The organism is Sporomusa intestinalis (assembly GCF_055383785.1).
Map to the genome: position 1 here is coordinate 2,936,145 of NZ_AP042390.1, position 21,721 is coordinate 2,957,865.

Consider the following 21,721-nt stretch of genomic DNA (forward strand, 5'->3'; position numbering starts at 1 on the left):
TCTCGTCTTATATTAAATACTGCTTAACAGTTGGGCCAGGACTTTATATTTCGCATCACGAAAGGCCTGATCATAATCAACAATATACCATTCACCGTCAATTTTTTCTAAACCGACCGGTTTAATGACAATACCCATCGAATTCTGCTCCTGTTGCAAAGTAGCAATGGTGGCAGCGAAATTCCCCTGTTGAGCCACTTTTGTTACCGAGAGTAAATTGGCATTCTTTATCGAAGAACTGGTTTGCCCGGTAACATACTTTAACACGGTCTTCGTGTCGCTGACAGACGTGGGGGATACATACAGGGCCGCCTCATTCAGGCGGTTGCTTTTTGCTGCATCAAAAAAGGTATGCACTACCTCTTCCGGTGATAAATCGGACTTACGGGTAAGATCAGAGCCCCCGCCGCACCCTGCTGTTACCAGCAATACCAGGCTCAGTAGCGCAACCAGGATAAACTTGTTTCTCATAATTAGTTTTTTAAACCCCTTTCCAACATTATGGTAACAAGATATAACTGTATTATAACATACAGTCCCGCAGGTATGCGCTGTTAATTACTGCCTGGCATTGGCGCGAAGGCGGCCATGCTGCACTACCAGCGAAAATAGTAATAGCCGCACAGGTTTATTAAAAACAGAGCAGGTATACAGAGCAAAAACGCTTTATGTTTCGTCTTATGCCGGAACCTGTACATGCCAGCCCATATACCAAGAGCTCCGCCCAAGAAGGCACATAAAAACAGCGTCCGCTCACGGATGCGTTGCCCCTGTTTCCGGGCCTGGCTTTTATCATGCCGCATTAAGCCAAATGTGATCGTATTCCAGAGTATCAGAAATAATTCAACATGCATATTCACACCACCGCTATACTTCCCGCCGCTCCCGGTTTTTTCAGGCAACAGAAAACCCTGGTTAAGACTCGCCGCGCAGGGCTTTGGTAAAACCAATCAATTGGTTGGTTACCGCAATATCACCCATTCCCAGTATATGGAACCCATCCACTTCCCGGTAGATTTGCCTGATAAACTCGCAGGCTATTTCAAAGCCGCTTTTTCCCTGCTCCAGCTCGGCCAGAATATTGGCCGGAACGGTTACTCCCGCTACGTTCTTATTAATAAATTCGCCCATTTTAAGACTCTTTAAGGGCATTATTCCTAATAAAACCGGTTTACGCAAAGCCTTAGCCTGATCAATAAATTGTTTTGCCTGCACCGCGTCATAAACAGGCTGGGTCTGAAAAAAGTCGGCACCGGCCTTCACTTTTTTTCCCATATTAGCGATTTCCGCCGCCATATTCACCGCTGCCGGAGTTGCGGTAGCCGCCACGGCAAATTGTGTCGGACCTGTAAAAACGGCGCCATTGGCATCCTGCCCCTGGTTAAACCCGTTGATAAGCTCAATCAGCCTTGCCGTATTATAATCATAAACCGCCTTGGACTGATAAGGACCATGCTGCGGCCCGTCACCGGTCGTAGGCAGCAAATACCTGATGCCCAATGCATGGGCGCCAAGCAAGTCAGCCTGAGTACCCAGCAAACTGCGGTCACGGCAGGTATAATGAGGAATCGTTTCTATCCCTGTCTCCCGTTTAATTATGGCAGCAGCCATGACTGAATTCATGCGCAGCCTGGCATTCGGGCAATCATGGATATTAATTGCGTCCAGGCCCTGGTATTGCCTGGCCCGGACAATACCTTCACCAATATCGGTACCATTTATTGCGCCTAACTCAGTGGTGAAAACAAAAGACTTTCCAAGCTTATTGATTAACATTCATACTCCCTCCCTCTGCTTTATTACTACTGTTTATTCCATAAACAGACAGCCAGTTCCTTTAGGCTGCTGCTTATAAAAGAAAAGTCAGGTTCTGTCCCCGGCTTTTCCGCCAGCTATTGGCGCGGTGGCAGGGAAGCTCGGGTTGCTAATTTTTTACAGCAAATTAATGTTAAGTTAACATCGGCCGCCTGATAATCAGTTACACTGATAGAAAAAATCAGGAGGGATTTGATTGAGTAATTCAGCAGACGAAACCCAGAACCAACTGAACCGCCGGGACTTTATCAAGCTGTCGGCAGGCGCTATGGCGGCACTGGCAGCCACCTCATTACCATTTCCGGCAACCGCAAAACCGCAGGCGATGAAAACAACGGCCATCACGCTCACTGATTGCCTGGCAATGGATCCAACAACTATGTCCGAACAGTCGGCCTATGTAAAATCAGCCTATGATTACCTGCTAAAGACAGCAAATGAAATTCAGGCATCCGGCCTCCGCCGGTCAACACTCGAAATTCTCCATAATCCGGCCCCGCGCCTAATGGAGTTGTATCCAGGGGTGGCTGAGAAAGAACAAATCAAAGCCCGCCTGGTGCTGGCAGGCTACATTAAACCAACGGCGGCTGTTGATGAATTTCTGCCGCCATGCGACAATCCCCGGCAAACAGTACTGCCTTTCTATGCTGCTCCCGGCAGCGGCTATGGCAGTCATCATTCTTACCCGGGCGGACTCGCCACCCATGTCGCAGTAAATGTGAAGGCTGCTTTGGGCTTCTATAATGCCTATAAAGAAGTGTCTGGTCTGCCGGTGGACCGGGATATAATTATCGCTGCCCAAACACTGCACGACCTCCATAAACCCTGGGTATTCCAATGGCAGAAGGACGGTTCGGCCCGGACAGAATATCCGATTGCCGGGACCGGGTCACACCATGTTCTCAGTCTGGCCGAATTAATCCACCGCCGATTTCCGGCCGAGGTTATTATCGCCCAGGCCTGCGCCCATAACCATCCGGGTACTGCCGCCGACGAGCAGGAGGTTATACACTGGTTAAAAGCAGCCGCAATTCTGGCCGGGCAGGATGCGGTCAGCCTCGGGCTGTTGGCCCGGGACGGCCAAACCCTGCCTTTGCCCCGCCGTACGGAAGGCTTTATTACTCATTTGGGTGATCATGACTGGGTATTGTCTGTGCCTGCGGCCAAGTGGATGATAGGCAAGCTTGGCGAAATCGCGCAAAAGGAATATCACATGACGGCGGCAGACCTGCAAACCGCAACATTCTATAGTTTTAGAAACTATATTTTTTCCCAGGCTACCCTGGAACAATTATATGGAATCTGGACGGTTAAAGGGGAAACGGCGTTAATAGCTGCGGTAAAAACTTTAATCAGGCTATAAAGAACCTACTGTCGTCTGCCGCTATCTACTAAAATTTACAAAAAAATTACCTGATCTTAACACTAAAGGTATTGCCTGTCTTTACAATTGACTTAAATAACCTAAAAAATTTAAGGAGGTCTTGATTTTGCGCCATCCATTTTTCCCTTATTTAAAGGCCAAAATTACCAAATTTATTGCGGCAGGCACTGTGGCTACCTGTTTATTTGGCAGTGTAAGCCTTGGGTTTGCCGCCCCTCAACCGTCGCCGATCACGATATTGCCTATCGATCGTGCCAAATTTGTCTCAGGCCAGCAATTTGATTTTCTCATAGAAGTCAAAGATGCCGATCCGGATAAGATCCAGGTTACGGTAAATGGTGTTACTGCCGATAAATATTTCGGTAAAGGCGCCGTCACAGGCCGGGAAGATGCTCTGGCTACATACCGCATTGACAATGTTGCTTTCAAAAAAACCGGTAAAGTCGAAATCGCGGTGAAGGCAAGCGGGACTGCCGGCTTATCCACCCGCACTGTCAAATATGATGTCGTCAATCAGCTTGCGCCTAAACGGGCCAAAAATGTTATCCTGTTTGTTGGCGACGGTATGAGTCTGCAGGCCCGCCAAATGGCCCGCATTCTTTCGCAAGGGATTACCGAAGGCAAATACAACGATCTGCTGGCCATGGAAAAAATGTCTAATACGGCCATCATCACCACCTCCGGCTACGACTCCCTGGTTACGGACTCAGCCAACAGCGCCTCAGCCTACGCTACCGGCCATAAAGCCGTGGTTAACGCGATGGGGACTTATGCCAATAGCACGAAAGACCCTTTTGATGATCCCAATGTAGAAAACATTGTCGAACTGGTGAAACGCAGCCGCGGCATGGCTACCGGGATCGTATCGACAGCCAATATTACCGATGCAACCCCTGCCGCCATGGTGGCCCACACCCGTAAACGGGCTGAACAAAACTTTATTGCCGAAACAATGCTTGATCCCCGCCACCGCCCTGATGTAATTTTAGGCGGCGGCTCCCGCCATTTCCTCCCCATGAGCACACCCGGCTCTAAGCGGACAGACAACAAAAATATCATTGATGAGTTTAAAAAACTCGGCTATCGTTTTTCGGGCACAAAAAGCGAGCTGCTGGCTACCCCGGGCAGCACAGGCAAGCTGCTGGGGCTCTACCATCTTGATAATATGAATGTGTATCTGGACCGGGAAGTGCTTGCAAACCCCAAAGTGCTTGGGGGTTTTGACGATCAGCCCACCCTGATGGACATGACGCACAAAGCCATCGAAACGTTAAGCAAAAATCCTAACGGTTTTTTTCTGATGGTCGAAGGAGCCTCTATTGATAAACAATTGCATGCCATGGACTGGCAGCGGGCTACCTATGACACAATTGAGCTGGACAAATCAATAGCAATTGCCAAAGAATTTGCCCGCAAAAATAAAGATACCCTGATTGTCGTCGTTGCCGATCATGCCCATGGCGCCAGTATTACCGGCACTTATCATGAGCTTGACGGGAAAAAAGGCCGTGAAGCTGTACGTATTTATGCCGATGCCGGCTGGCCCACCTTTGCAGACAACGATAAAGACGGTTTCCCCGACAGCCCCAGCCCGGATATAACACTGGCTGTACAATATGCCAACCACCCCGACTACAAAGAGGATTATAAGTTTAAGGCTGAACCTACCGTTCCCGCTATCATGGCCAATAATAAAGCCATTGCCAACCCGCAAACCAACGGTGAGTTTTATCCTGGCAATATCCCGACCTCCGACCCTTCGGAAGTGCATTCGGCTGATGACATCATCCTGAATGCCGACGGACCCGGGGCTGATTATTTTAACGGCGTCATGGATAATACGGAGGTCTTCTTTGGTATTGTCCGCGCATTAGGCCTTGACGGCAACCGCAGTGTGAAATAATTCCGCTTATTTGGGAGGCTCCTCACATGGCAAAAATAATAAGAATTGGAATAAGTTTCGGGCTGGTCCTGCTGGCGGCCGGCTTCTTCCCGGGCACTTTGCCCAAAAACCAGACGGTTCCTTACCAGGGGCCGTCCCTTTTCTTGCCGACAGCAGCGGCGGCACCGTTTTGGAGCGATTGGCTGTCCGGGCCGCCAACCCGGCTTGCATTTGATGAACTCTACAGCAAGGCCACCTCCTTGGGTCTCAGCTTCTCCGACAAACTGCAGAGCTTGCAGGGCCGGCGTGTCCAAATGACCGGCTTTATGGCCCCGCCGCTAAAACCAACTTTATCTTTTTTCGTGCTTACCCAGACACCGATGTCGGTCTGCCCGTTCTGCTCCTCAGATGCCGACTGGCCCAACAATATAGTTGTGGTAATACTGCCGGAGCCCCGGGATGCCCTGCCGTTTGACCAGCCGGTAACCGTGACCGGCATTCTGGAGCTCGGCAGTCAGCTCGATGAGGCAACAGGCTTTGTCAGTCTTGTCCGTATTCGGGCCGATCATGTTGAAAAGTCTCAATAAGCCTGCTGCTAAAAGGAGGACAACGATGCTGGAAATACGCAAGCTGATAAAAAAAGTCCGCCAGCCGGACGGTGAACCCCTTACCATAGCCGCGGTCGAACATTTGGTTGTTGCCCGGGGAGAACAGCTTATCATTGCCGGCCCCAGCGGTTCCGGCAAAACAACCCTGCTGCATATTATTGCCGGTCTTACCGACCCCACGGCCGGAGAATTATTATGGGAAAATAAAAGGATCGACATCCTGTCCCCGGGTGAGCGTGACGTCTGGCGCGCACGTAATCTCGGCTATATTTTTCAAAACTTTAATCTGTTAACTAGTCTGAGTGCAGCGGAAAATATCATGGTCGCCGCCGCTTTCGGCGGGGAGAAACGGCAAGACCGGCGACACCAAAAGAGCATGCGGCTGCTGCAGCAGGTCGGACTGGCCGACAAAGCCGCCTATAAGCCCAATCGCTTAAGCACCGGGGAACAGCAGCGGGTGGCGGTAGCCCGGGCTTTAGTCAACAACCCGGCCCTCATTTTGGCAGACGAACCCACTGCCAGTCTGGACCCCGCCAATGTCAAGCTGGTGCTGCAATTGCTGCAGACACTGTGCGCCGAAAACCATAGTACCCTCCTGCTGACTACCCATGATCAGGAGGTTATGGCCGGCTTCCCCCGTATGTATGAGATGCGCCGGCCGGGGAGGAATGACGTATGATTCACTTGCTTATTGCCTGGCGGAACCTGTGTCAAAAAGCGTTGCCCAGTCTATTATCCATCGCAGTCGTAAGTACAGCGGTGGCGATGACGATTATCGTCATGCTGCTGGCTTCAAGCATCCGTCATGGCCTCGTCCTGGCTACAGAGCCCTTTGATCTGATTGCCGGCGCCAAAGGCAGCCCCAATCAGCTGGTGCTTAATACCGTATTTCTCCAGGATGTGCCGATTGGCAATATTGACTACTCTCTCTCCCGGAAACTGTCGGCCAATCCCCTCGTGGAATCAGCCATACCGCTGGGGTTTGGCGACAATTATCACGGGTACCGTCTGATCGGCACGGAACAGGCGATCTTTGCGCACCGCAGCCGTCCCGGCCAGCCGCCCTGGCTGCAGCTAGACCGGGGAAAACCGTTTCAGGCTGATTATGAAGCCGTAATCGGCGCCAAAGTTGCCAAAGATACGGGTCTCACACTAGGCGCTACTTTTGCTTCCTCCCATGGCGTAACCGCCGGTGGCCAGGCCCATGACAAACAGTTCACCGTGGTCGGGATTATGAAACCCCTCCTTGGTCCTTACGACCAGGCGATCCTGGTGCCGCTGACCAGCCTCTGGGATATGCATCAGCATGAACCGGCCGGTGATGCAGTCCCGGACGCGGTCGAGCAACACGGGGCCGGAGCGGTGGAAGCAGAGCATGCTCATGAGCATGAGCATGCTGACCAGGGCACAACGGCCATTCTGATCAAGCCCCGGGGCTATGCCGAGGCTATGAGTTTATACCAGCAATTCCAAAAGGACGCCCAGGTTCAGATTGTCTTTCCTTCCCAGGTAATAGTCCGGTTATTTTCAGTGCTGAGCGACAGTGAGCAAATACTTAAATTGATAGGGTTTACGGCGTTTGCCATGACCTTGCTGCTGGTCTCTTTCGCCCTGTACTGGTCGGCGCTTATCCGCAGCCGGGACCGCGCCATCTTACGGGCGCTTGGCGCCAGGCGGCAGGATCTTGCGCTCATTGTGCTGCTCGAAGGGCTCATGCTGGTTTGGTCCGGCATAATCACCGGCGTTCTGCTGGGGCATGGTGTTTTCTCCGGCCTGGCCTCCCTCCTGCAGCAGCAGACCGCCCTGGCTGTAATTAACACCGTTTCGACCACGGAGCTGCTGACAATAGTCGCGATATTGCTGACCGGACTGCTTGCCAGCCTCCTGCCTGCCCTTGGCTCGGCCAAAATGTCCATAGCAGCCGATCTATAAAGAAAACACGGCTTGCGCCGAGCCTTTAGCGAAAGCGGAAGCCGCTGTTGGCCTTATCCAGGGAAAGTTAACCTTTCTATCAGGATAAGAAAATCCAGCAGAACCTCTCAGTCGCAGCTGAATATAATATAGCAGCATTTCTGACTGTGAGGTTTGACTATGAATTTTAAAGACATAAATAACTTTACTATATGGGGATTAAGCATTTCTGCCATACTCAATTTATTTTTCCTGTACCTTGAACTAAATAGTCAACGCTGCGGCGCCCAGGAGCAAAAAGAAAAAGCGTCGGCCGAGAAACAGCTTAAAGACGAAATCGCTGAATTGCGCAAAGAAATTTTGTCCCTCAAAAACAGAATCGATACATCCTGACCCCGGCGGTTGCTTTCGCCCCTTTCCTCCTGGCCTGCAAGCAGGACTTTGCCTGGTATAAGCGCGAATAAATACAAAGTGCTGCCGCAACGCAACGTTGCCTAAACAATCTAATCAGGAAAAGGAGGCTGCCTATGGTACAGGATATCTTACATTTGACATTTTTCCAAAACAGTGTTGAACAATATCTTATCTCTTTATCAGTGCTTATTACTGCGCTTGTCGTTGTTAAGCTATTTGAATTTGCGGTTGTAAAGCGCCTGAAAATATGGGCCGAAAGCAGCCCGGGCAAAATCGACCTGGTGTTCCTCAATAATCTTGAAAAAACCTTGCTGCCAGCTTTATATTACGGTTCTTTCTATTTGTCGCTGCGCAGCCTGACCTTACATGCCAGCCTGAACAAAGCCAGCGATGTACTGGGGATTATTATTTTAACCGTTTCCGCCCTGCGTTTTTTCATTGCTGCGGTGGATTACGGGCTGGAATATTTGTTAACAACGAAAGAGGCTGCCGACAGGGAACGCACTGTCAAAGCGGCTATGCCCATCTTAAAAGTGATGATCTGGGCGCTAGGTTTCATATTCCTGCTGGACAACCTGGGGTTTCAGATTTCGGCGGTCGTTGCCGGCCTGGGGATTGGCGGTATCGCCGTAGCGCTTGCGGCCCAGGCGCTATTGGGTGATCTTTTCAGCTATGTCGCAATTGTTTTTGACAAGCCTTTTGAAATCGGTGATTTCATTATTATTGGCGAACAGCTTGGTACCATTGAACATATTGGCATTAAAACAACCCGGATACGAAGCCTGAGCGGCGAACAACTGATCATTGCCAATTCGGACCTTACCAATTCCCGCATCCACAATTATAAGCGGATGGCCGAGCGGCGGGTTCTGTTCAGATTCCGGATTATGCCCAATACACCAAGCCAGCAGTTGCAGGTAATACCGGCAATCGTCCAAAACATTATTGAAAACATTGAACATACCGTCTTTGACCGGGCTCACTTTAGCTCCTTCGGGGAATACAGCCTTGATTTCGAGGTGGTTTATTATGTTGTTGGCAATGACTACAAAAAATACATGGATATCCAGCAAACGATCAATTTAGCGTTAAAAAAAGAACTTGAGCAGCGGAATATTGAATTTGCCTATCTGCCCAGGGCCCTGTTCCTGAAAAATCAATAAGATAAGCACAAATAAACCGCCGGCACTTCAAAATTGCTGGCGGTTTTCCCCTTGCTGACGGCATATTACATTGCGGATAAAAGTCAAAACGGCTGAAGGCCTACAGGTCCGTTGCGCCGCAGGCTAGTATATAGACACAATTAGATATTAGCATTAAACTATACCTTAGAGAGAAAAAAGATAGAGGTATAGAAATGAACAAGAAATATGTTGTACGGTTAAGCGAAAAAGAGAAAAAATTAGTCAACGAAATACTAAATAGTAAAAAGACAGCAGCAGGATATAAGAAACGAGCCAATGTACTGCTGCTGTTAGATGAAAGCGTAGGTAAGCCCGCTACCCAAGCGGAAATAGCTGCGCGATGCGGGGTGAGTGATGTAACGGTGTACCACACGGTTCGGGATTATTGCCAACATGGCATAGAATATGCCCTCCAGTATAAGAAGTCGCAAACTCCCCCAAGGGCCGCCATAGTGACGGGCGAAAAAGAAGCACGGATCATAGCGCTTGCCTGCGGAGAACCACCGAAAGGCTATTCACGCTGGACAGTCCGCTTGCTGACAGAAAAGATTATTGAGCTTTCCATAGTCCCTACAGCCAGCCGGGAAACCGTGAGACGGACGTTAAAAAAACTGAACTTAAGCCTCACCTGAAAAAGCAGTGGTGCATTCCACCCCAGTACAACGGTGAGTTTGTTGCGCGCATGGAAGATATTTTAGAGGTATATGCCTTGCCCTACGATGAGGAAATTCCGTTGATTTGCATGGATGAACAACCGTATCAGCTGTTGGGAGAAAAACGCAAACCGCTTTCCATGAGTCCTGGAAAAGCCCACAAAGAAGATTATGAATATACGCGAGAGGGCACCTGCTGCCTATTCATATTCACCGAACCGCTGGGGGGATGGCGACAGGTTCAGGCAACCCAACGCCGGACAAAAAAAGATTGGGCATTGCAAATTCAAGAACTTTTGGAAGTTCATTATCCTCAGGCAAAACGTATTCGTTTGGTCATGGATAACCTAAATACCCACTCGCTTTCTTCTCTTTATGAAACCTTCCCGCCAGAGGTTGCGTTAAAGCTGGCCAAGCGGCTTGAAATACATTACACTCCAAAGCATGGAAGCTGGCTCAATATTGCAGAAATAGAACTTAGTGCCATGACAAAACAGTGCTTGAATCGGAGAATTTCTGATATGGGGCAATTGCAGCTACAAATCGGAGCTTGGCAAAGCCGGCGCAACGCTTCTGCAAAGAATGTTTCATGGCACTTTACAACGGATAATGCGAGAGATAAACTGAAATGGTTGTATCCTAAATTCTAATTGTGTCAATGTACTAGTACCTTGGCAAAGTAAGATGTTAGTTGTAGGGCGAGACAAAATGGCCAAGGGCAAGGAAGCGCCGACGACGCATACTGGAAGGGGTCTGCTAGGAGGGGCTGACGCCGCCATTGGCCATTTTGGCCGTCATCAAACTAAAAAGATAATGTGGTCAAGACACTAGTAGCGTGACAACCCTAATCCTGTGGATACTGACGGGATATTTTCCGTAAGCCGGCGTTGTCGTCAATCGGCATACGTCCGGTATGCCTCCTTCCTCCGCCTTGTCTTACGAAAAATCTCCTCGCCATTACCCTACAGTTTTAAGGTTGGCACGCTACTAGTCCCACTCAAATGTCAGCGTAACTAACAACTGGTCGCCGTCGGGCTTGATGCTATAATAAGAGCACGAAGATAACACTTTCTGAAAAGATCGGAATTGTTTCGGAGATTCGCCGGTAATTTCAGGGACTCTGATGATAACAAGCGCTTTATTCTGGAAGTTCTCCACAATACTCACATTATTGGAAACCAGCTTAATGCCGGACAGGATCCGAATAAAAGTAGACCGTTTCACAAACAGAACCCCCTTTAATATTTTATGTTATGTCTATTATAACACAGGTAACCAGCTTGCGTATAATTAATTCCAACCTGCTGATATCATAAGTAGCTCGGTCACCCCGTTAAGGTGCCCGAAAAATGCCATTTTAATTACCCATAACCCCCGCCAGGCAGTCCCTGCCGGAACTCGTTTTCAGTACAAACTTTTATTCTCTCCTGCTTTAAAAGCGCACACAAAATCCCGTCGCCCGCTGTTAAGGTGCCGGAAAAAGTGCCGTCATAAATCATCCCGCAGCCACAGGTCGGTGATTTTGATTTCAATATAGCCATTTTGCAGCCAACCAGCCTGGCAATCGCCAGGGCGGTTTTCGCTCCAGCCCGGTATGCGGCTGTCAGGTCTTCACCCGCAGCAGTCAAAAAACGGCCGCCCCCTTGCTCTACACAGGGCCGCGGCGTTGTTAAGCCTGCCAATATTTCCGGGCACAATGGCAGCGCCTGTCCTATTTTCACCAGCTCTGCTACCTCAGGTATAAAAAAATCCTGCCCGTTATACCGGCACTGCACCCCGGCCAAACAAGCACTGACGATAAGCATGGTCTTTTCCCCCAGTTATTGTTTACTCTTATTATAGCTTAGCCGGCAATATCCGCAAAGAGCCTGGGGTAATACTTTATAAATTCGCCTGGAGCAATAAAAAGGAACAGCGGTGATTGTTCACAGCTGTTCCGATTATTCAACTTACCTATAGCCAAACGGAGGGCCATCAGTCCTGATTAACGGCTGAGAATGGCCTGCAGGTCCTGTTCCGGCGTGCTGATCGGTGTTAAGGCAAATTTTTCGACTAGAATGTTCAACACATTGCCGGATAGGAAGGCTGGCAGGGACGGGCCGATATAGATATTTTTAATCCCCAGGGCCAGCAGTGTGAGCAGGATGCATACAGCTTTCTGCTCATACCAGGACAGGACCAGCGTCAGCGGCAGTTCATTAACGCCGCAGTTAAAGGCTTGCGCCAGGGCTACCGCGACCTGGATAGCGGAGTAGGCATCATTGCACTGCCCCATATCAAGGATGCGGGGAATGCCGCCGATATCGCCGAGGTTGAGGTCATTAAACCGGTACTTGCCGCAGGCCAGGGTCAGGATCACTGTGTCAGGCGGTGTTTTTTGCACAAATTCAGTGTAATAGTTTCTGCCGGGTTTGGCACCGTCACAGCCGCCGACCAGGAAGAAGTGCTTAATATGACCGGCCTTAACCGCATCGATTACCTTATCGGCCACGCCCAGCACGGCATTGCGGGCGAAGCCTGTCATTACCTCGGTGCCGCCGTTGATACCGGTAAAATGCCGGTCTTCCTGCCAGCCGCCCAGTTCCAGGGCTTTATTGATAACCGGGGTGAAATCCTTGCTCAGGCCGCTCTTTTCCTGCGAGCCAATACCAAACAGCCCCAGGGCTTTATCGATAATGGAGGAATCTTTTTTATCGTTGCCGGCAGCAATATGTTTGACCTCAGGGTATCCGACCACATCAGTGGTAAATACCCGGTCTGCATAAGACGCCTTCGGCGGCATGAGGCAGTTGGTGGTAAATAGGATGGGCGCCGGAATGTTGTCAAACTCTTTTTGCTGATTCTGCCAGGCAGTACCAAAGTTGCCTTTAAGATGGCTGTATTTTTTCAGCTCCGGATAAGCGTGGGCCGGCAGCATTTCACCGTGGGTGTAAATATTGATGCCTTTACCTTCCGTTTGCTCCAGGAGCTGCTTTAGATCATGCAGGTCATGGCCGGTGATAACAATAAAGGGGCCTTTTTCCACCAGAGTGGGAACTTTCGTCGGTACCGGATGACCATAAGCCGAAGTATTGGCTTCATCCAACAGCCCCATACATTTCAGGTTAACTTGTCCAAACTCCATCAACAGGGTTAGCCATCCATCGGCAGTGTGCTCCTCTCCCAGCGCGCGCAGTCCCGTATAGAACCAGGCGGTGACAGCGGCGTCGGTTTTGCCGAGGATATGGGCATGCCAGGCATAGGCGGCCATACCGCGCAGACCAAGCAGCAGAGTTGACCGGAGAGATACAATATCCTCATTGCCGGTCCACAGGTCGCCAGCGGGGAAATCCGGCGCTTGCGGGTCCAGGTTGGCTTTTTCCGCATGTACAAGCTTGATAAGTTCGGCAATACGGGCATTATCAAAGTTTACATTGGTCACGGTGGCAAATAAGCCTTGCAGGGTCAGGGCATCTGCCACTTTACCGGGGGTTTTCCCGGCAGCGGCCCGGGCCAGACCAATTAATGCGCCGGTAAGTTCATCCTGTTTGCCGGCAACATCGGGCTTTTTCCCGCAGACCCCTACTTTTGTACATCCTTTGCCACCGGCGGTTTGTTCACATTGGAAACAAAACATTTCTGACATTGTTATTCCTCCTCGTATTTTTATCTTAATGGAATGACCATTGACACTGCGTTCACCTTACTCTGCCAGCAGCCGACCATCGGTAGTGATTGTCGTCACCTGCCAGGGGATGATCTTGCCGGAATTAGCCAGCGCCTGTTTAACGGCATTGACTATCCCGCCACAGCATGGCACACTCATACGCAAAACAGTAATACTCTTTATTTCATTGGCCTTCAGGATAGCTGTCAGTTTCTCGGCATAATCCACGTCATCCAGCTTGGGACAGCCAATCAAAGTAATCTTATTAACCATAAATTCATTGTGAATATTGGCATAGGCGTAGGCTGTGCAGTCAGCCGCAATCAACAAATTGGCGTTATGGAAATAAGGAGCATTTACCGGCACCAGTTTAATCTGACAAGGCCATTGGCGCAGTTGGGACTGAACCGGTGCTGCCTTTGTGGGTACGGGCTCAGCTGGCGCCACTTTTTCAATCAGCCTGGAATGAGTGCCAGGGCAGCCGCAGGCCAGATTAGGAACCTTGGCCGGTGCCGCTTGGGCGGCCAGGCGCTGCTTGACTGCCTCCTCATCAAAAGCGTCTGTATCGCGTTCTTCAATGGTCAACGCGCCGGTAGGGCATTCCGGCAGGCAGGCTCCCAGGCCGTCACAATAAGAGTCCGACACCAGCCTGGCTTTTCCTTCAATTAATTGCAGGGCGCCTTCGTGGCAGCCGCTGATACATAATCCGCAGCCATTGCATTTCGCTTCGTCTATTTTAACAATCTTCCTGATCATTGCATTCCCTCCTTTTTTGCGAATGTACTTGTTCTCTGTGAATTCATTGTAATATAATGAAAATAAAAAATCGGTAGCCGTAGCTACCAAAAATAAGGCTGTGATGAATTTTATGGGTCATGATATGATCACTGTGCTTACACACTCACCCCTGTTTGGCAATATTGAGGCTGAGTCCTTAGCGTCTGTTCTCGGCTGCTTGCAGCCTAAAATAGCTACCTATCCCAAAAACAATTATATCGCTCTGGCCGGTGAGGAGTTTGGCGGCCTGGGTATTGTTTTAGCCGGCAAGGCCACTGTAATCAAAGAAAACGCTGCCGGCAGCAGGATTGTCATGACCAGCCTGGAGGCCGGCGATATCTTCGGGGAAATGATTGCGTTTTCGACACTCAGCACCTGGCCGGTTTCGGTAATTGCCCAAGCGGAAAGTACAATTATGTTTTTACCGTCGGTGCAAATCATGGGCACCTGCCCCAACGCCTGTTCCAGCCATAAGCAGCTAATCACCAATATGCTGCGAATCCTATCGGAAAAAGCAATCCTGCTCAACCGCAAACTGGAATACCTGTCCATTCGCGGCATGCGGGAAAAAATCAGCTCCTATCTTTTGGATCAGCACAGGCAAACAGCCAGAAAAACATTTACCCTGACGCTAAACCGCAATGACCTGGCCGATTTCCTTAATGTATCCCGGACGGCTTTGTCCCGGGAAATGGGCCGTATGCGCGATGAGGGTCTGATTGATTTCTACCGTTCATCGGTAAAAATCACCGACCTGGACAGGCTCAAAAAGGTTATCGAATAAACTTCCTGTCAGCCTTTTGCGCATTGCGGCTGTACAGGGACAGGAAACCTGTTCACCGTCTTTTCCGGGAGGTAATTTGCTGCTGTTTAACGAAAGGCCCGGCAGGCGGCAATTGCTTGTGAGCCTGGTTCAAGGCTTGGGCAGCGCCAGCGTCCGGCCGCTGACCCAAATAGGCTCTCTTATCCAGCTAGCGGATAAGAGAGCCTATTCTATGTAGAAATAAAAAAAACTCGCACTAACTGCGCGTTTTATACAGGCTGGTGCCGAGGACCGGAATCGAACCGGTACGGAAATTTCTTTCCGACGGATTTTAAGTCCGTTGCGTCTGCCAGTTCCGCCACCCCGGCAGGGAAGTTGGAGGCGACACCCAGATTTGAACTGGGGAATAGAGGTTTTGCAGACCTCTGCCTTACCACTTGGCTATGTCGCCGTCACTATGGAGCGGAAAACGAGATTCGAACTCGCGACCCTCGCCTTGGCAAGGCGATGCTCTACCACTGAGCTACTTCCGCAAAATGGTGCCTCAGGACAGAATCGAACTGTCGACACGAGGATTTTCAGTCCTCTGCTCTACCGACTGAGCTACCGAGGCGTGTGCAGCTGTCTATAAACGCCCATCTGCGTTGTTGCTCCTGCGATCCGTTGCTCAACGTACTCCGTGTACGCCTCCGCTACGGTTCTCGTCGCGCCTAGCATATGGACATTTCTAGCCACCCGCAGGGAATTAAGGAAAATGGCGACCCTGAACGGATTTGAACCGTCGATCTCCGCCGTGACAGGGCGGCATGTTAGACCGCTACACCACAGGGCCACTTACCAAATCGCATAGTAAAGTATATACTAAGCGCTTACTTAAGTCAATACTTATTTATATCCAGTTTATCGCTTAATTGCAGCAACGAATCTTATTATATAGCAAACAGTATGCATGCGTCAAGTACATTTGCTAATTTTTCAGGTATTTAAAACCTTATTTACTGTTTCCTCCACCTGCTCGGGCTCGAACGGCTTAACGATAAAACTGGCCGCCCCCGCTTTTATGGCATCAGCAATAATACTGCGCTGCCCGATGGCGGTTACCATAATAATCCGGGCGGCCGGATCGGCCTCATGAATATGCTTTACGGCCTCGATGCCGTCCATAACCGGCATCGTAATATCCATCGTGACCAAATCAGGTTTGTGCTGACGATATAACTGGACCGCCTGTTTGCCATCGCCGGCCTCGGCGGCAATTTCATGACCCATATCTGTTAGCAGTTTTTTCAACATCATCCGCATGAACGCTGAATCATCACACACTAAAATTCTTGACATATAATAACCTCCCTATTTGGCGCGTTCATACTTCAAAGTTATTGCTGCAATTGCAATCGCAACCGTTCAAGTGCCGGACTAAGATTTTCTTTGAGGCGATCACCAAGTTCCGGTAATGTTTTCGCATCAAATTCAGCTGTCATCAGCGGTGTTCGTCTGAGCCGTATCTCACTAAAAAACTGGTCACGATAGATATTATAATTTACCACAAGGTTACTTTCAGTGGCAAAATCACTGTAGTCGATAATAATGTAAGAGCCATTTAGTGCTTTAAGCGGTTCGTGGGGATTGATAAAAAGTTCAAAGCCTGCCAGTATTTTTGGTAATTGGTCTGCATAGGGCCATTCGGTAATTTTCTTGCCGGTGAATTGGGCACACAGACAGGCCGGTTCAAAGTGAGCCAATCCCCATAACGTTTCATTCATCCGCTCTGCCAGCAGCTTTTCCAGAGCCGCCAGCTTGCCGGTTATAAAGCTGATATCACAGAACTCGGTTAAACCAATTACCGTGCGAACCAGGAAATCCTTTGTTGCTTGATCATATAAAACCGTAAAGCTGCGTCTGGCTTCCTGATTATTATATGTAAAAATACGATACTGAGAACCACAGGCCATAAACTCATTTATCAGGGTAAATCCATAAATTTCCCGGGGCAGATTCTGCAAGAATTTCCAGCCGGCTACTTCTTCAATAATCTTTTCCATGTGCTTATACTCCACCTCTAACCTCTTACTTTATATTCTTGACTGAAATAAAAAAACCTGCCTGACAAGTAACCAAAAAATAAACTTAGAATAGTATGAAGTAGCTTCCACCGGAATCATTCCGAAACAACAAGGAGGAAACAATATGTTGAAACGTTGGGGTGGACTGTTGTCAGTCTTACTGGTACTCACCTTGTTTATTACAGCCTGCGGTCAGGCGCCTGCCGGCCAAACCAGGCCGACAGCAGGGCCTGACTGGGCTCATGGCTTAACAGCCTTGCCGCAGGAAACTGTGGTACATGTCGGCATGAAGCAGGTTGTTTCTGATGCCGGTATTCTCATTGGCATGGCTAAAGGCTATTATCAGGATCTTGGCATCAAAATTGAACCTGTCCAGTTTAATTCTGGCCAGGAAATGATTAATCAACTGGCGGCCGGACAATTAGATGTCGGCGCGACAGTGACTGCTGCGGGGCTGTTAAATGCTATGTCCCGGGATATTCCGGTTAAAATTGTTGCGGATAAGGGAATTAATGTCCCCGGTCAGGGCTATTACCGTTTAGTGGTGAGAAAAGACCTGGCCGGTGAACTGAAAAGCTTTGCCGACCTGCGGGGTAAAAAAATTGCTGTGGTTGGCACAGCCTCTTTAGACGAGATTTGCCTGGCCCGGGTTTTGGCCAAAGGCAATTTAACGACACAGGATATTGATATGCAGGTAATCCGGGCTTTTCCTGATATGCTGGTCTCTTTAGGCAACAAGAGTATTGACGCCGCCATGGTCATTGAACCCTTTGTCACGCAAGGCATAGCCAAAGGGTTTATTGATCCCTGGAAAGATCCGTCTGAATATGATCCGGATGCGCAAATCGCCCTGTTGGTATATGGCACCAGCATGACCTCACGGCCTGATGTGGCCAACCGGTTTATGACTGCCTATATCAAGTCCCTGCGGGACTACAATGACGCTTTCTTCAAAGATAAAAATAAAGCTGAAGTTATTGACATACTCTGCCAATACTCGGTGATCAAAGACCCTGCTCTGTACGAAAAAATGTTACCCACCGGGCTGAATCCTGACGGTTACCTGCGAATGAACGGCATTGCCGCCGATTTAGCCTGGTATAAGGAAAACAACCTGCTTAACGCCGATATCAGCCTGGATGATGCTGTGGATAATAAATATGTAGACTTTGCTGTCAATACCTTGGGCTATTATCAATAAGATGTCGTAACCGGGAGCTGATTGATGTGAAAACAGCTATATCCATATTGTCGCCATTAACCCTGTTATTACTGTGGGAAGCAGGAGCCCGGTTAGGGCTTGTCGACACCCGCCTGCTTTCGAGCCCGGTGCTCATACTGGAAGCCTTTTTCCCGCTGCTGCTTTCCGGCGATCTGCTTTATAACACCTGGATAAGCGTCATGAGGGTTATTTTAGGGTTCGCCGCCGGTGCAGTCCCTGCCATTCTCCTCGGCATAAGCATGGGCCTGTCCCCCCTTATCCGTTCCGCTTTTGAACCTATGATCGCCGCTACCTATCCGATTCCGAAACTGGCTATCATGCCGCTTATTCTCCTGATCTTCGGACTTGGCGAAACCTCTAAGATATTTACGATTGCAATCGGCGTGTTCTATCTGGTGGTAATTAATACTATGGCCGGGGTTTTAAATATTGATAAAATATATCTGGAAGTCGCAAAAAACTTTGGCGCCAGCCGCAAAGACTTTTATCTCACGGTAGCCTTGCCGGGAGCTCTACCGATGATATTTGCCGGTTTAAAGCTGGGTATGGGGATGGCGCTGATCCTGATTGTCGCGGCTGAGATGTCGGCCGCTAAAGCCGGTGTCGGCTGGATGATCTGGCGGGCTTATGACATGTTTGCCATTGAACAGATGTTTGTTGCGTTAATCACCTTATCTGTGCTTGGGTATATATTCTCACTGCTGCTTGATTGGCTGGAACGCCTGGTATTGCCGTGGAAACAGACCGGCTAATGTGGATTTATTCGCTTACGTTCGTTAATCGCTTCGTTCGATCGCTCGAACTTCGAACCACGATCCACGAAAAGGAGGTGTGGCCATGGCTTATGACGCTAGCGGCATTATTCTCAAGCAGCTTGGGAAAACCTTTGTTACCAGCCGCGGCCCGGTTACTGCGCTTACCAATATCAATATAACAATCGGTGCCGGCGAATTCTTTTCTATTGTCGGTCCCAGCGGTTGTGGCAAAACCACACTGCTGCGCATTCTCGCCGGCTTAGATACCGCCTCTGCCGGTGAAGTCAATATTATGATACCAACAGGCGACCGGCCTGTAAATTCAATGGTATTTCAGGAACAGTCGGTCTTTCCCTGGCTTACGGTGGCCGACAATGTTGCCTATGGCCTTAAACTGCGGGGCGTACCGAAAAAAGAACGCTATGCCATTGCTGATAAATATATCAGGATGATTGGTCTCACTAAATTTGCCGGTTCCTATCCCCATCAGCTCTCAGGCGGCATGAAGCAGCGGGTAAGCGTAGCCCGCGCTTTTGCCAATAATCCTGAAATCCTGTTAATGGATGAGCCTTTTGGCGCCCTCGACGAGCAAAACAGGATTCTTCTGCAGCAGGAGTTATTAAAGATCTGGGAGTTAAGCAAGAAAACAACGGTTTTTATTACCCATAGCATCGATGAGGCCCTCTGTCTCAGCGACCGCATCCTGATTATGACGGCCCATCCCGGTACAGTCAAATCAATTGTTGAAATTGACCTGCCCCGCCCCCGCGACATTGCGCAAATCCGGACTACGCTCCGTTACAATGAGCTATTTCAAAAAATCTGGCTGACCTTACGCGAAGAGGTTTTAAAGGTCAAAGCCTTGGAGCTGGCAGAGAACTAAGAAAGAATCCACTGAGACAATTCTCAGTGGATTCTTGTGCTATGGCAGGGGCAGAAGGACTTGAACCCTCAACCAACGGTTTTGGAGACCGCTACTCTACCAATTGAGCTATACCCCTGTATGGAGCGGAAAACGAGATTCGAACTCGCGACCCTCGCCTTGGCAAGGCGATGCTCTACCGCTGAGCTACTTCCGCAGGTCAGGTGGCGACCCCGAACGGATTTGAACCGTCGATCTCCGCCGTGACAGGGCGGCATGTTAGACCGCTACACCACGGGGCCACTTAGTTAATATCTCCTGACGAGATCTAATATTACCATGTTTTTGACATAATATCAATACCTATAGCAGGCTATTTTTAAAAAAAATTAAATTTAAGCTTTACTTTAAAGCAAATATCGCAATTTTGCTGTAACTTTCAGAGATAATACAGGCTGTGCAATGCTGCACAGCCAATTGTACCGTGATTATAGTTTACGGCTGCCTCGTTTGGTCAGCGCGGCTCCGTCCCGGCATAAGGGGCAGCCGTCAGGCTGATAGGTTGGGACGGTAAGGTGGAGCAAAGCCTGGGCGGGAATGCCGAAATCAGCCTTGCCGCCACTGCGGTCTACCAGGATACCGACACCAACCGGTGTGCCCCCTTGTTCCCGGACTACCTCTATAACCTCTTGGACCGAGCCGCCGGTGGTAACAATATCCTCGACCACAAGTACGCGCTGGCCCGGTTCAATGACAAAGCCGCGGCGGAGCGTCATTTTGCCATTTTCGCGTTCGGTGAAAATGGCCCGCGTACCAAGCTGCTTGCCTACCTCATGCGCTAAGATGATGCCGCCGGTTACAGGGCCGACAACAAGCTCCACCTGTTCATCCTTGAAACGCTCAGCCAAAGCGGCACATAGTTTTTCCGTATGACGTGGATATTGCAGCACCTGAAACTTTTCCACATACAGCGGGCTGTGCAAGCCGGAGGTTAATAAGAAATGGCCTTCTAAAATTGCGCCTGTCTCAACAAACAAGGCGCGAACTTCTGCTTCCTTCATTATGCCTGCCTCATTTCTGCTAATATTGCCTGGGCTGCGGCCCTGGGATCCGGGGCCGCAGTGATTGGCCGGCCTACAACCAGGTAATCGGCCCCGGCGCCGAGGGCTGCTGCCGGTGTCGCCACCCGGCTCTGATCATGTAATACCGCGCCTTGGGGACGTACTCCCGGCGTAATGATCGCAAAGTCCGGTCCGCAGGCGGCTCTAATCAGCGCCGCTTCCTGCGGCGACGCCACCACACCATCTAAACCGGACGCCTTGGCCAGCTTGGCCAGCTGGACAACCTGTTCGGGAATACCGGTACTATGCCGCAGCAGGGACCATTCCTGTTCATCCATACTTGTCAGCACGGTTACGGCAATCAGCTTAGGCCGGGGAATGTTAAGACCAGCCGCTGTTGCCGCCACTTGTGCCGCTGCCGCGCGCATCATCGCTGCGCCGCCTGACGCCTGGACATTAATCATGCCTACTCCCAGCCTGGTCAGCGCAGCGGCCCCCTGCGCGACAGTATTGGGGATATCATGCATTTTTAAATCCAGGAAGATGTCTTTGCCTGCTGCCCGCAAATAAGTCAGGCAGTCCATGCCGGTACTGTAAAACAGCTGCATACCTACTTTATAGTAATGTACACTATCGCCCAATGTTGCCACTAATTGGCGGACTTCGGCCAGGGTAGCAACATCAAGGGCTACGATCAAACGGTTTTCTACCTGCTCCAAGT

The 21,721-nt window shown here is 49.9% G+C and carries 24 protein-coding genes and 8 tRNA genes; 13 read left to right on the forward strand and 19 right to left on the reverse strand.

Annotated elements, in window-relative coordinates:
• Window positions 1-12: 12 nt before the first annotated feature.
• The 3 genes from ACZ481_RS13825 to ACZ481_RS13835 all read right to left on the reverse strand — a co-directional run bounded on the left by ACZ481_RS13825 (window position 13) and on the right by ACZ481_RS13835 (window position 1,776).
• The gene (locus tag ACZ481_RS13825; protein ID WP_464765955.1) at window positions 13-471 is read right to left on the reverse strand and encodes a hypothetical protein; all 459 of its coding nucleotides are present in this window, start codon (window positions 469-471) and stop codon (window positions 13-15) included.
• A gap of 125 nt (window positions 472-596) precedes the next feature.
• Window positions 597-854, reverse strand: coding sequence for a DUF1294 domain-containing protein (locus tag ACZ481_RS13830; protein WP_464765956.1), 258 nt, complete (start codon window positions 852-854; stop codon window positions 597-599).
• A 61-nt stretch (window positions 855-915) separates the two neighbouring features.
• Window positions 916-1,776 carry a methylenetetrahydrofolate reductase gene (locus ACZ481_RS13835; RefSeq protein WP_464765957.1) on the reverse strand — a complete coding sequence of 287 codons (861 nt, stop codon included), beginning with the start codon at window positions 1,774-1,776 and terminating at the stop codon, window positions 916-918.
• A 235-nt stretch (window positions 1,777-2,011) separates the two neighbouring features.
• Between ACZ481_RS13835 and ACZ481_RS13840 the strand changes: the two genes are divergently transcribed.
• From ACZ481_RS13840 to ACZ481_RS13880, 9 genes are all read left to right on the forward strand, one after another.
• A complete protein-coding gene (locus tag ACZ481_RS13840; protein ID WP_464765958.1) occupies window positions 2,012-3,178 on the forward strand; it encodes a twin-arginine translocation signal domain-containing protein in 1,167 nt (388 codons plus the stop codon).
• A gap of 127 nt (window positions 3,179-3,305) precedes the next feature.
• Window positions 3,306-5,102, forward strand: a complete 1,797-nt coding sequence (locus ACZ481_RS13845) for an alkaline phosphatase (protein WP_464765959.1) — start codon at window positions 3,306-3,308, stop codon at window positions 5,100-5,102.
• 26 nt (window positions 5,103-5,128) lie between these two features.
• Window positions 5,129-5,668, forward strand: a complete 540-nt coding sequence (locus tag ACZ481_RS13850) for a hypothetical protein (RefSeq protein ID WP_464765960.1) — start codon at window positions 5,129-5,131, stop codon at window positions 5,666-5,668.
• Window positions 5,669-5,693: 25 nt separating this feature from the next.
• A complete protein-coding gene (locus ACZ481_RS13855; protein ID WP_464765961.1) occupies window positions 5,694-6,368 on the forward strand; it encodes an ABC transporter ATP-binding protein in 675 nt (224 codons plus the stop codon).
• Window positions 6,365-7,621, forward strand: a complete 1,257-nt coding sequence (locus tag ACZ481_RS13860) for an ABC transporter permease (RefSeq protein ID WP_464765962.1) — start codon at window positions 6,365-6,367, stop codon at window positions 7,619-7,621. The genes ACZ481_RS13855 and ACZ481_RS13860 overlap by 4 nt, the downstream gene beginning before the upstream one ends.
• A 159-nt stretch (window positions 7,622-7,780) precedes the next feature.
• A complete protein-coding gene (locus ACZ481_RS13865; RefSeq protein ID WP_464765963.1) occupies window positions 7,781-7,993 on the forward strand; it encodes a hypothetical protein in 213 nt (70 codons plus the stop codon).
• Window positions 7,994-8,127: 134 nt separating this feature from the next.
• A complete protein-coding gene (locus ACZ481_RS13870; RefSeq protein ID WP_464765964.1) occupies window positions 8,128-9,177 on the forward strand; it encodes a mechanosensitive ion channel family protein in 1,050 nt (349 codons plus the stop codon).
• Between the two features lie 194 nt (window positions 9,178-9,371).
• Window positions 9,372-9,830: a helix-turn-helix domain-containing protein gene (locus ACZ481_RS13875; RefSeq protein ID WP_464765965.1), complete on the forward strand. Its 459-nt coding sequence runs from the start codon at window positions 9,372-9,374 to the stop codon at window positions 9,828-9,830.
• A 14-nt stretch (window positions 9,831-9,844) separates the two neighbouring features.
• Entirely contained in the window at window positions 9,845-10,501 is a 657-nt protein-coding gene (locus ACZ481_RS13880) for an IS630 family transposase (protein ID WP_464770559.1), read from the forward strand.
• Between the two features lie 337 nt (window positions 10,502-10,838).
• Here ACZ481_RS13880 and ACZ481_RS13885 read toward each other — a convergent pair whose 3' ends face one another.
• The 4 genes from ACZ481_RS13885 to ACZ481_RS13900 all read right to left on the reverse strand — a co-directional run bounded on the left by ACZ481_RS13885 (window position 10,839) and on the right by ACZ481_RS13900 (window position 14,253).
• The gene (locus ACZ481_RS13885) at window positions 10,839-11,075 is read right to left on the reverse strand and encodes a hypothetical protein (RefSeq protein WP_464765966.1); all 237 of its coding nucleotides are present in this window, start codon (window positions 11,073-11,075) and stop codon (window positions 10,839-10,841) included.
• 137 nt (window positions 11,076-11,212) lie between these two features.
• Complete coding sequence (locus ACZ481_RS13890; protein WP_464765967.1) at window positions 11,213-11,656, reverse strand: 2-thiouracil desulfurase family protein; 444 nt, start codon at window positions 11,654-11,656, stop codon at window positions 11,213-11,215.
• A gap of 179 nt (window positions 11,657-11,835) precedes the next feature.
• Window positions 11,836-13,476, reverse strand: coding sequence for a hydroxylamine reductase (gene hcp, locus ACZ481_RS13895; protein WP_464765968.1), 1,641 nt, complete (start codon window positions 13,474-13,476; stop codon window positions 11,836-11,838).
• A 57-nt stretch (window positions 13,477-13,533) separates the two neighbouring features.
• Window positions 13,534-14,253 carry an ATP-binding protein gene (locus ACZ481_RS13900; protein WP_464765969.1) on the reverse strand — a complete coding sequence of 240 codons (720 nt, stop codon included), beginning with the start codon at window positions 14,251-14,253 and terminating at the stop codon, window positions 13,534-13,536.
• A 124-nt stretch (window positions 14,254-14,377) separates the two neighbouring features.
• Here ACZ481_RS13900 and ACZ481_RS13905 point away from each other — a divergent pair, with 124 nt between their 5' ends.
• Window positions 14,378-15,058, forward strand: a complete 681-nt coding sequence (locus ACZ481_RS13905) for a Crp/Fnr family transcriptional regulator (RefSeq protein ID WP_464765970.1) — start codon at window positions 14,378-14,380, stop codon at window positions 15,056-15,058.
• 258 nt (window positions 15,059-15,316) lie between these two features.
• Here ACZ481_RS13905 and ACZ481_RS13910 read toward each other — a convergent pair.
• The 7 genes from ACZ481_RS13910 to ACZ481_RS13940 form a co-directional block, all read right to left on the reverse strand.
• Window positions 15,317-15,405, reverse strand: a tRNA-Leu gene (locus ACZ481_RS13910).
• An 8-nt stretch (window positions 15,406-15,413) separates the two neighbouring features.
• Window positions 15,414-15,488: transfer RNA gene (locus ACZ481_RS13915), tRNA-Cys, on the reverse strand.
• Window positions 15,489-15,495: 7 nt separating this feature from the next.
• A tRNA-Gly gene (locus tag ACZ481_RS13920) sits at window positions 15,496-15,570 on the reverse strand.
• Window positions 15,571-15,574: 4 nt separating this feature from the next.
• Window positions 15,575-15,650: transfer RNA gene (locus ACZ481_RS13925), tRNA-Phe, on the reverse strand.
• Between the two features lie 142 nt (window positions 15,651-15,792).
• A tRNA-Asp gene (locus tag ACZ481_RS13930) sits at window positions 15,793-15,869 on the reverse strand.
• Window positions 15,870-16,012: 143 nt separating this feature from the next.
• Entirely contained in the window at window positions 16,013-16,375 is a 363-nt protein-coding gene (locus tag ACZ481_RS13935) for a response regulator (protein WP_464765971.1), read from the reverse strand.
• Between the two features lie 38 nt (window positions 16,376-16,413).
• On the reverse strand, window positions 16,414-17,079 hold the full coding sequence (locus ACZ481_RS13940) for a hypothetical protein (RefSeq protein ID WP_464765972.1): 666 nt from the start codon (window positions 17,077-17,079) through the stop codon (window positions 16,414-16,416).
• A gap of 145 nt (window positions 17,080-17,224) precedes the next feature.
• Between ACZ481_RS13940 and ACZ481_RS13945 the strand changes: the two genes are divergently transcribed.
• The 3 genes from ACZ481_RS13945 to ACZ481_RS13955 all read left to right on the forward strand — a co-directional run bounded on the left by ACZ481_RS13945 (window position 17,225) and on the right by ACZ481_RS13955 (window position 19,960).
• Entirely contained in the window at window positions 17,225-18,301 is a 1,077-nt protein-coding gene (locus ACZ481_RS13945) for an ABC transporter substrate-binding protein (RefSeq protein ID WP_464765973.1), read from the forward strand.
• Window positions 18,302-18,327: 26 nt separating this feature from the next.
• Window positions 18,328-19,074: an ABC transporter permease gene (locus tag ACZ481_RS13950; RefSeq protein WP_464765974.1), complete on the forward strand. Its 747-nt coding sequence runs from the start codon at window positions 18,328-18,330 to the stop codon at window positions 19,072-19,074.
• 85 nt (window positions 19,075-19,159) lie between these two features.
• Window positions 19,160-19,960 carry an ABC transporter ATP-binding protein gene (locus tag ACZ481_RS13955; protein ID WP_464765975.1) on the forward strand — a complete coding sequence of 267 codons (801 nt, stop codon included), beginning with the start codon at window positions 19,160-19,162 and terminating at the stop codon, window positions 19,958-19,960.
• Window positions 19,961-20,002: 42 nt separating this feature from the next.
• Here ACZ481_RS13955 and ACZ481_RS13960 read toward each other — a convergent pair.
• The 5 genes from ACZ481_RS13960 to pyrF all read right to left on the reverse strand — a co-directional run bounded on the left by ACZ481_RS13960 (window position 20,003) and on the right by pyrF (window position 21,719).
• Window positions 20,003-20,078 (reverse strand) — tRNA-Trp (locus ACZ481_RS13960).
• Window positions 20,079-20,081: 3 nt separating this feature from the next.
• A tRNA-Gly gene (locus ACZ481_RS13965) sits at window positions 20,082-20,156 on the reverse strand.
• Window positions 20,157-20,164: 8 nt separating this feature from the next.
• Window positions 20,165-20,241, reverse strand: a tRNA-Asp gene (locus tag ACZ481_RS13970).
• A gap of 186 nt (window positions 20,242-20,427) precedes the next feature.
• Window positions 20,428-21,000, reverse strand: a complete 573-nt coding sequence (gene pyrE, locus ACZ481_RS13975; RefSeq protein ID WP_464765976.1) for an orotate phosphoribosyltransferase — start codon at window positions 20,998-21,000, stop codon at window positions 20,428-20,430.
• Window positions 21,000-21,719, reverse strand: coding sequence for an orotidine-5'-phosphate decarboxylase (pyrF, locus tag ACZ481_RS13980; RefSeq protein ID WP_464765977.1), 720 nt, complete (start codon window positions 21,717-21,719; stop codon window positions 21,000-21,002). Before pyrF ends, pyrE begins: the two co-directional genes overlap by 1 nt.
• Window positions 21,720-21,721: the final 2 nt, after the last annotated feature.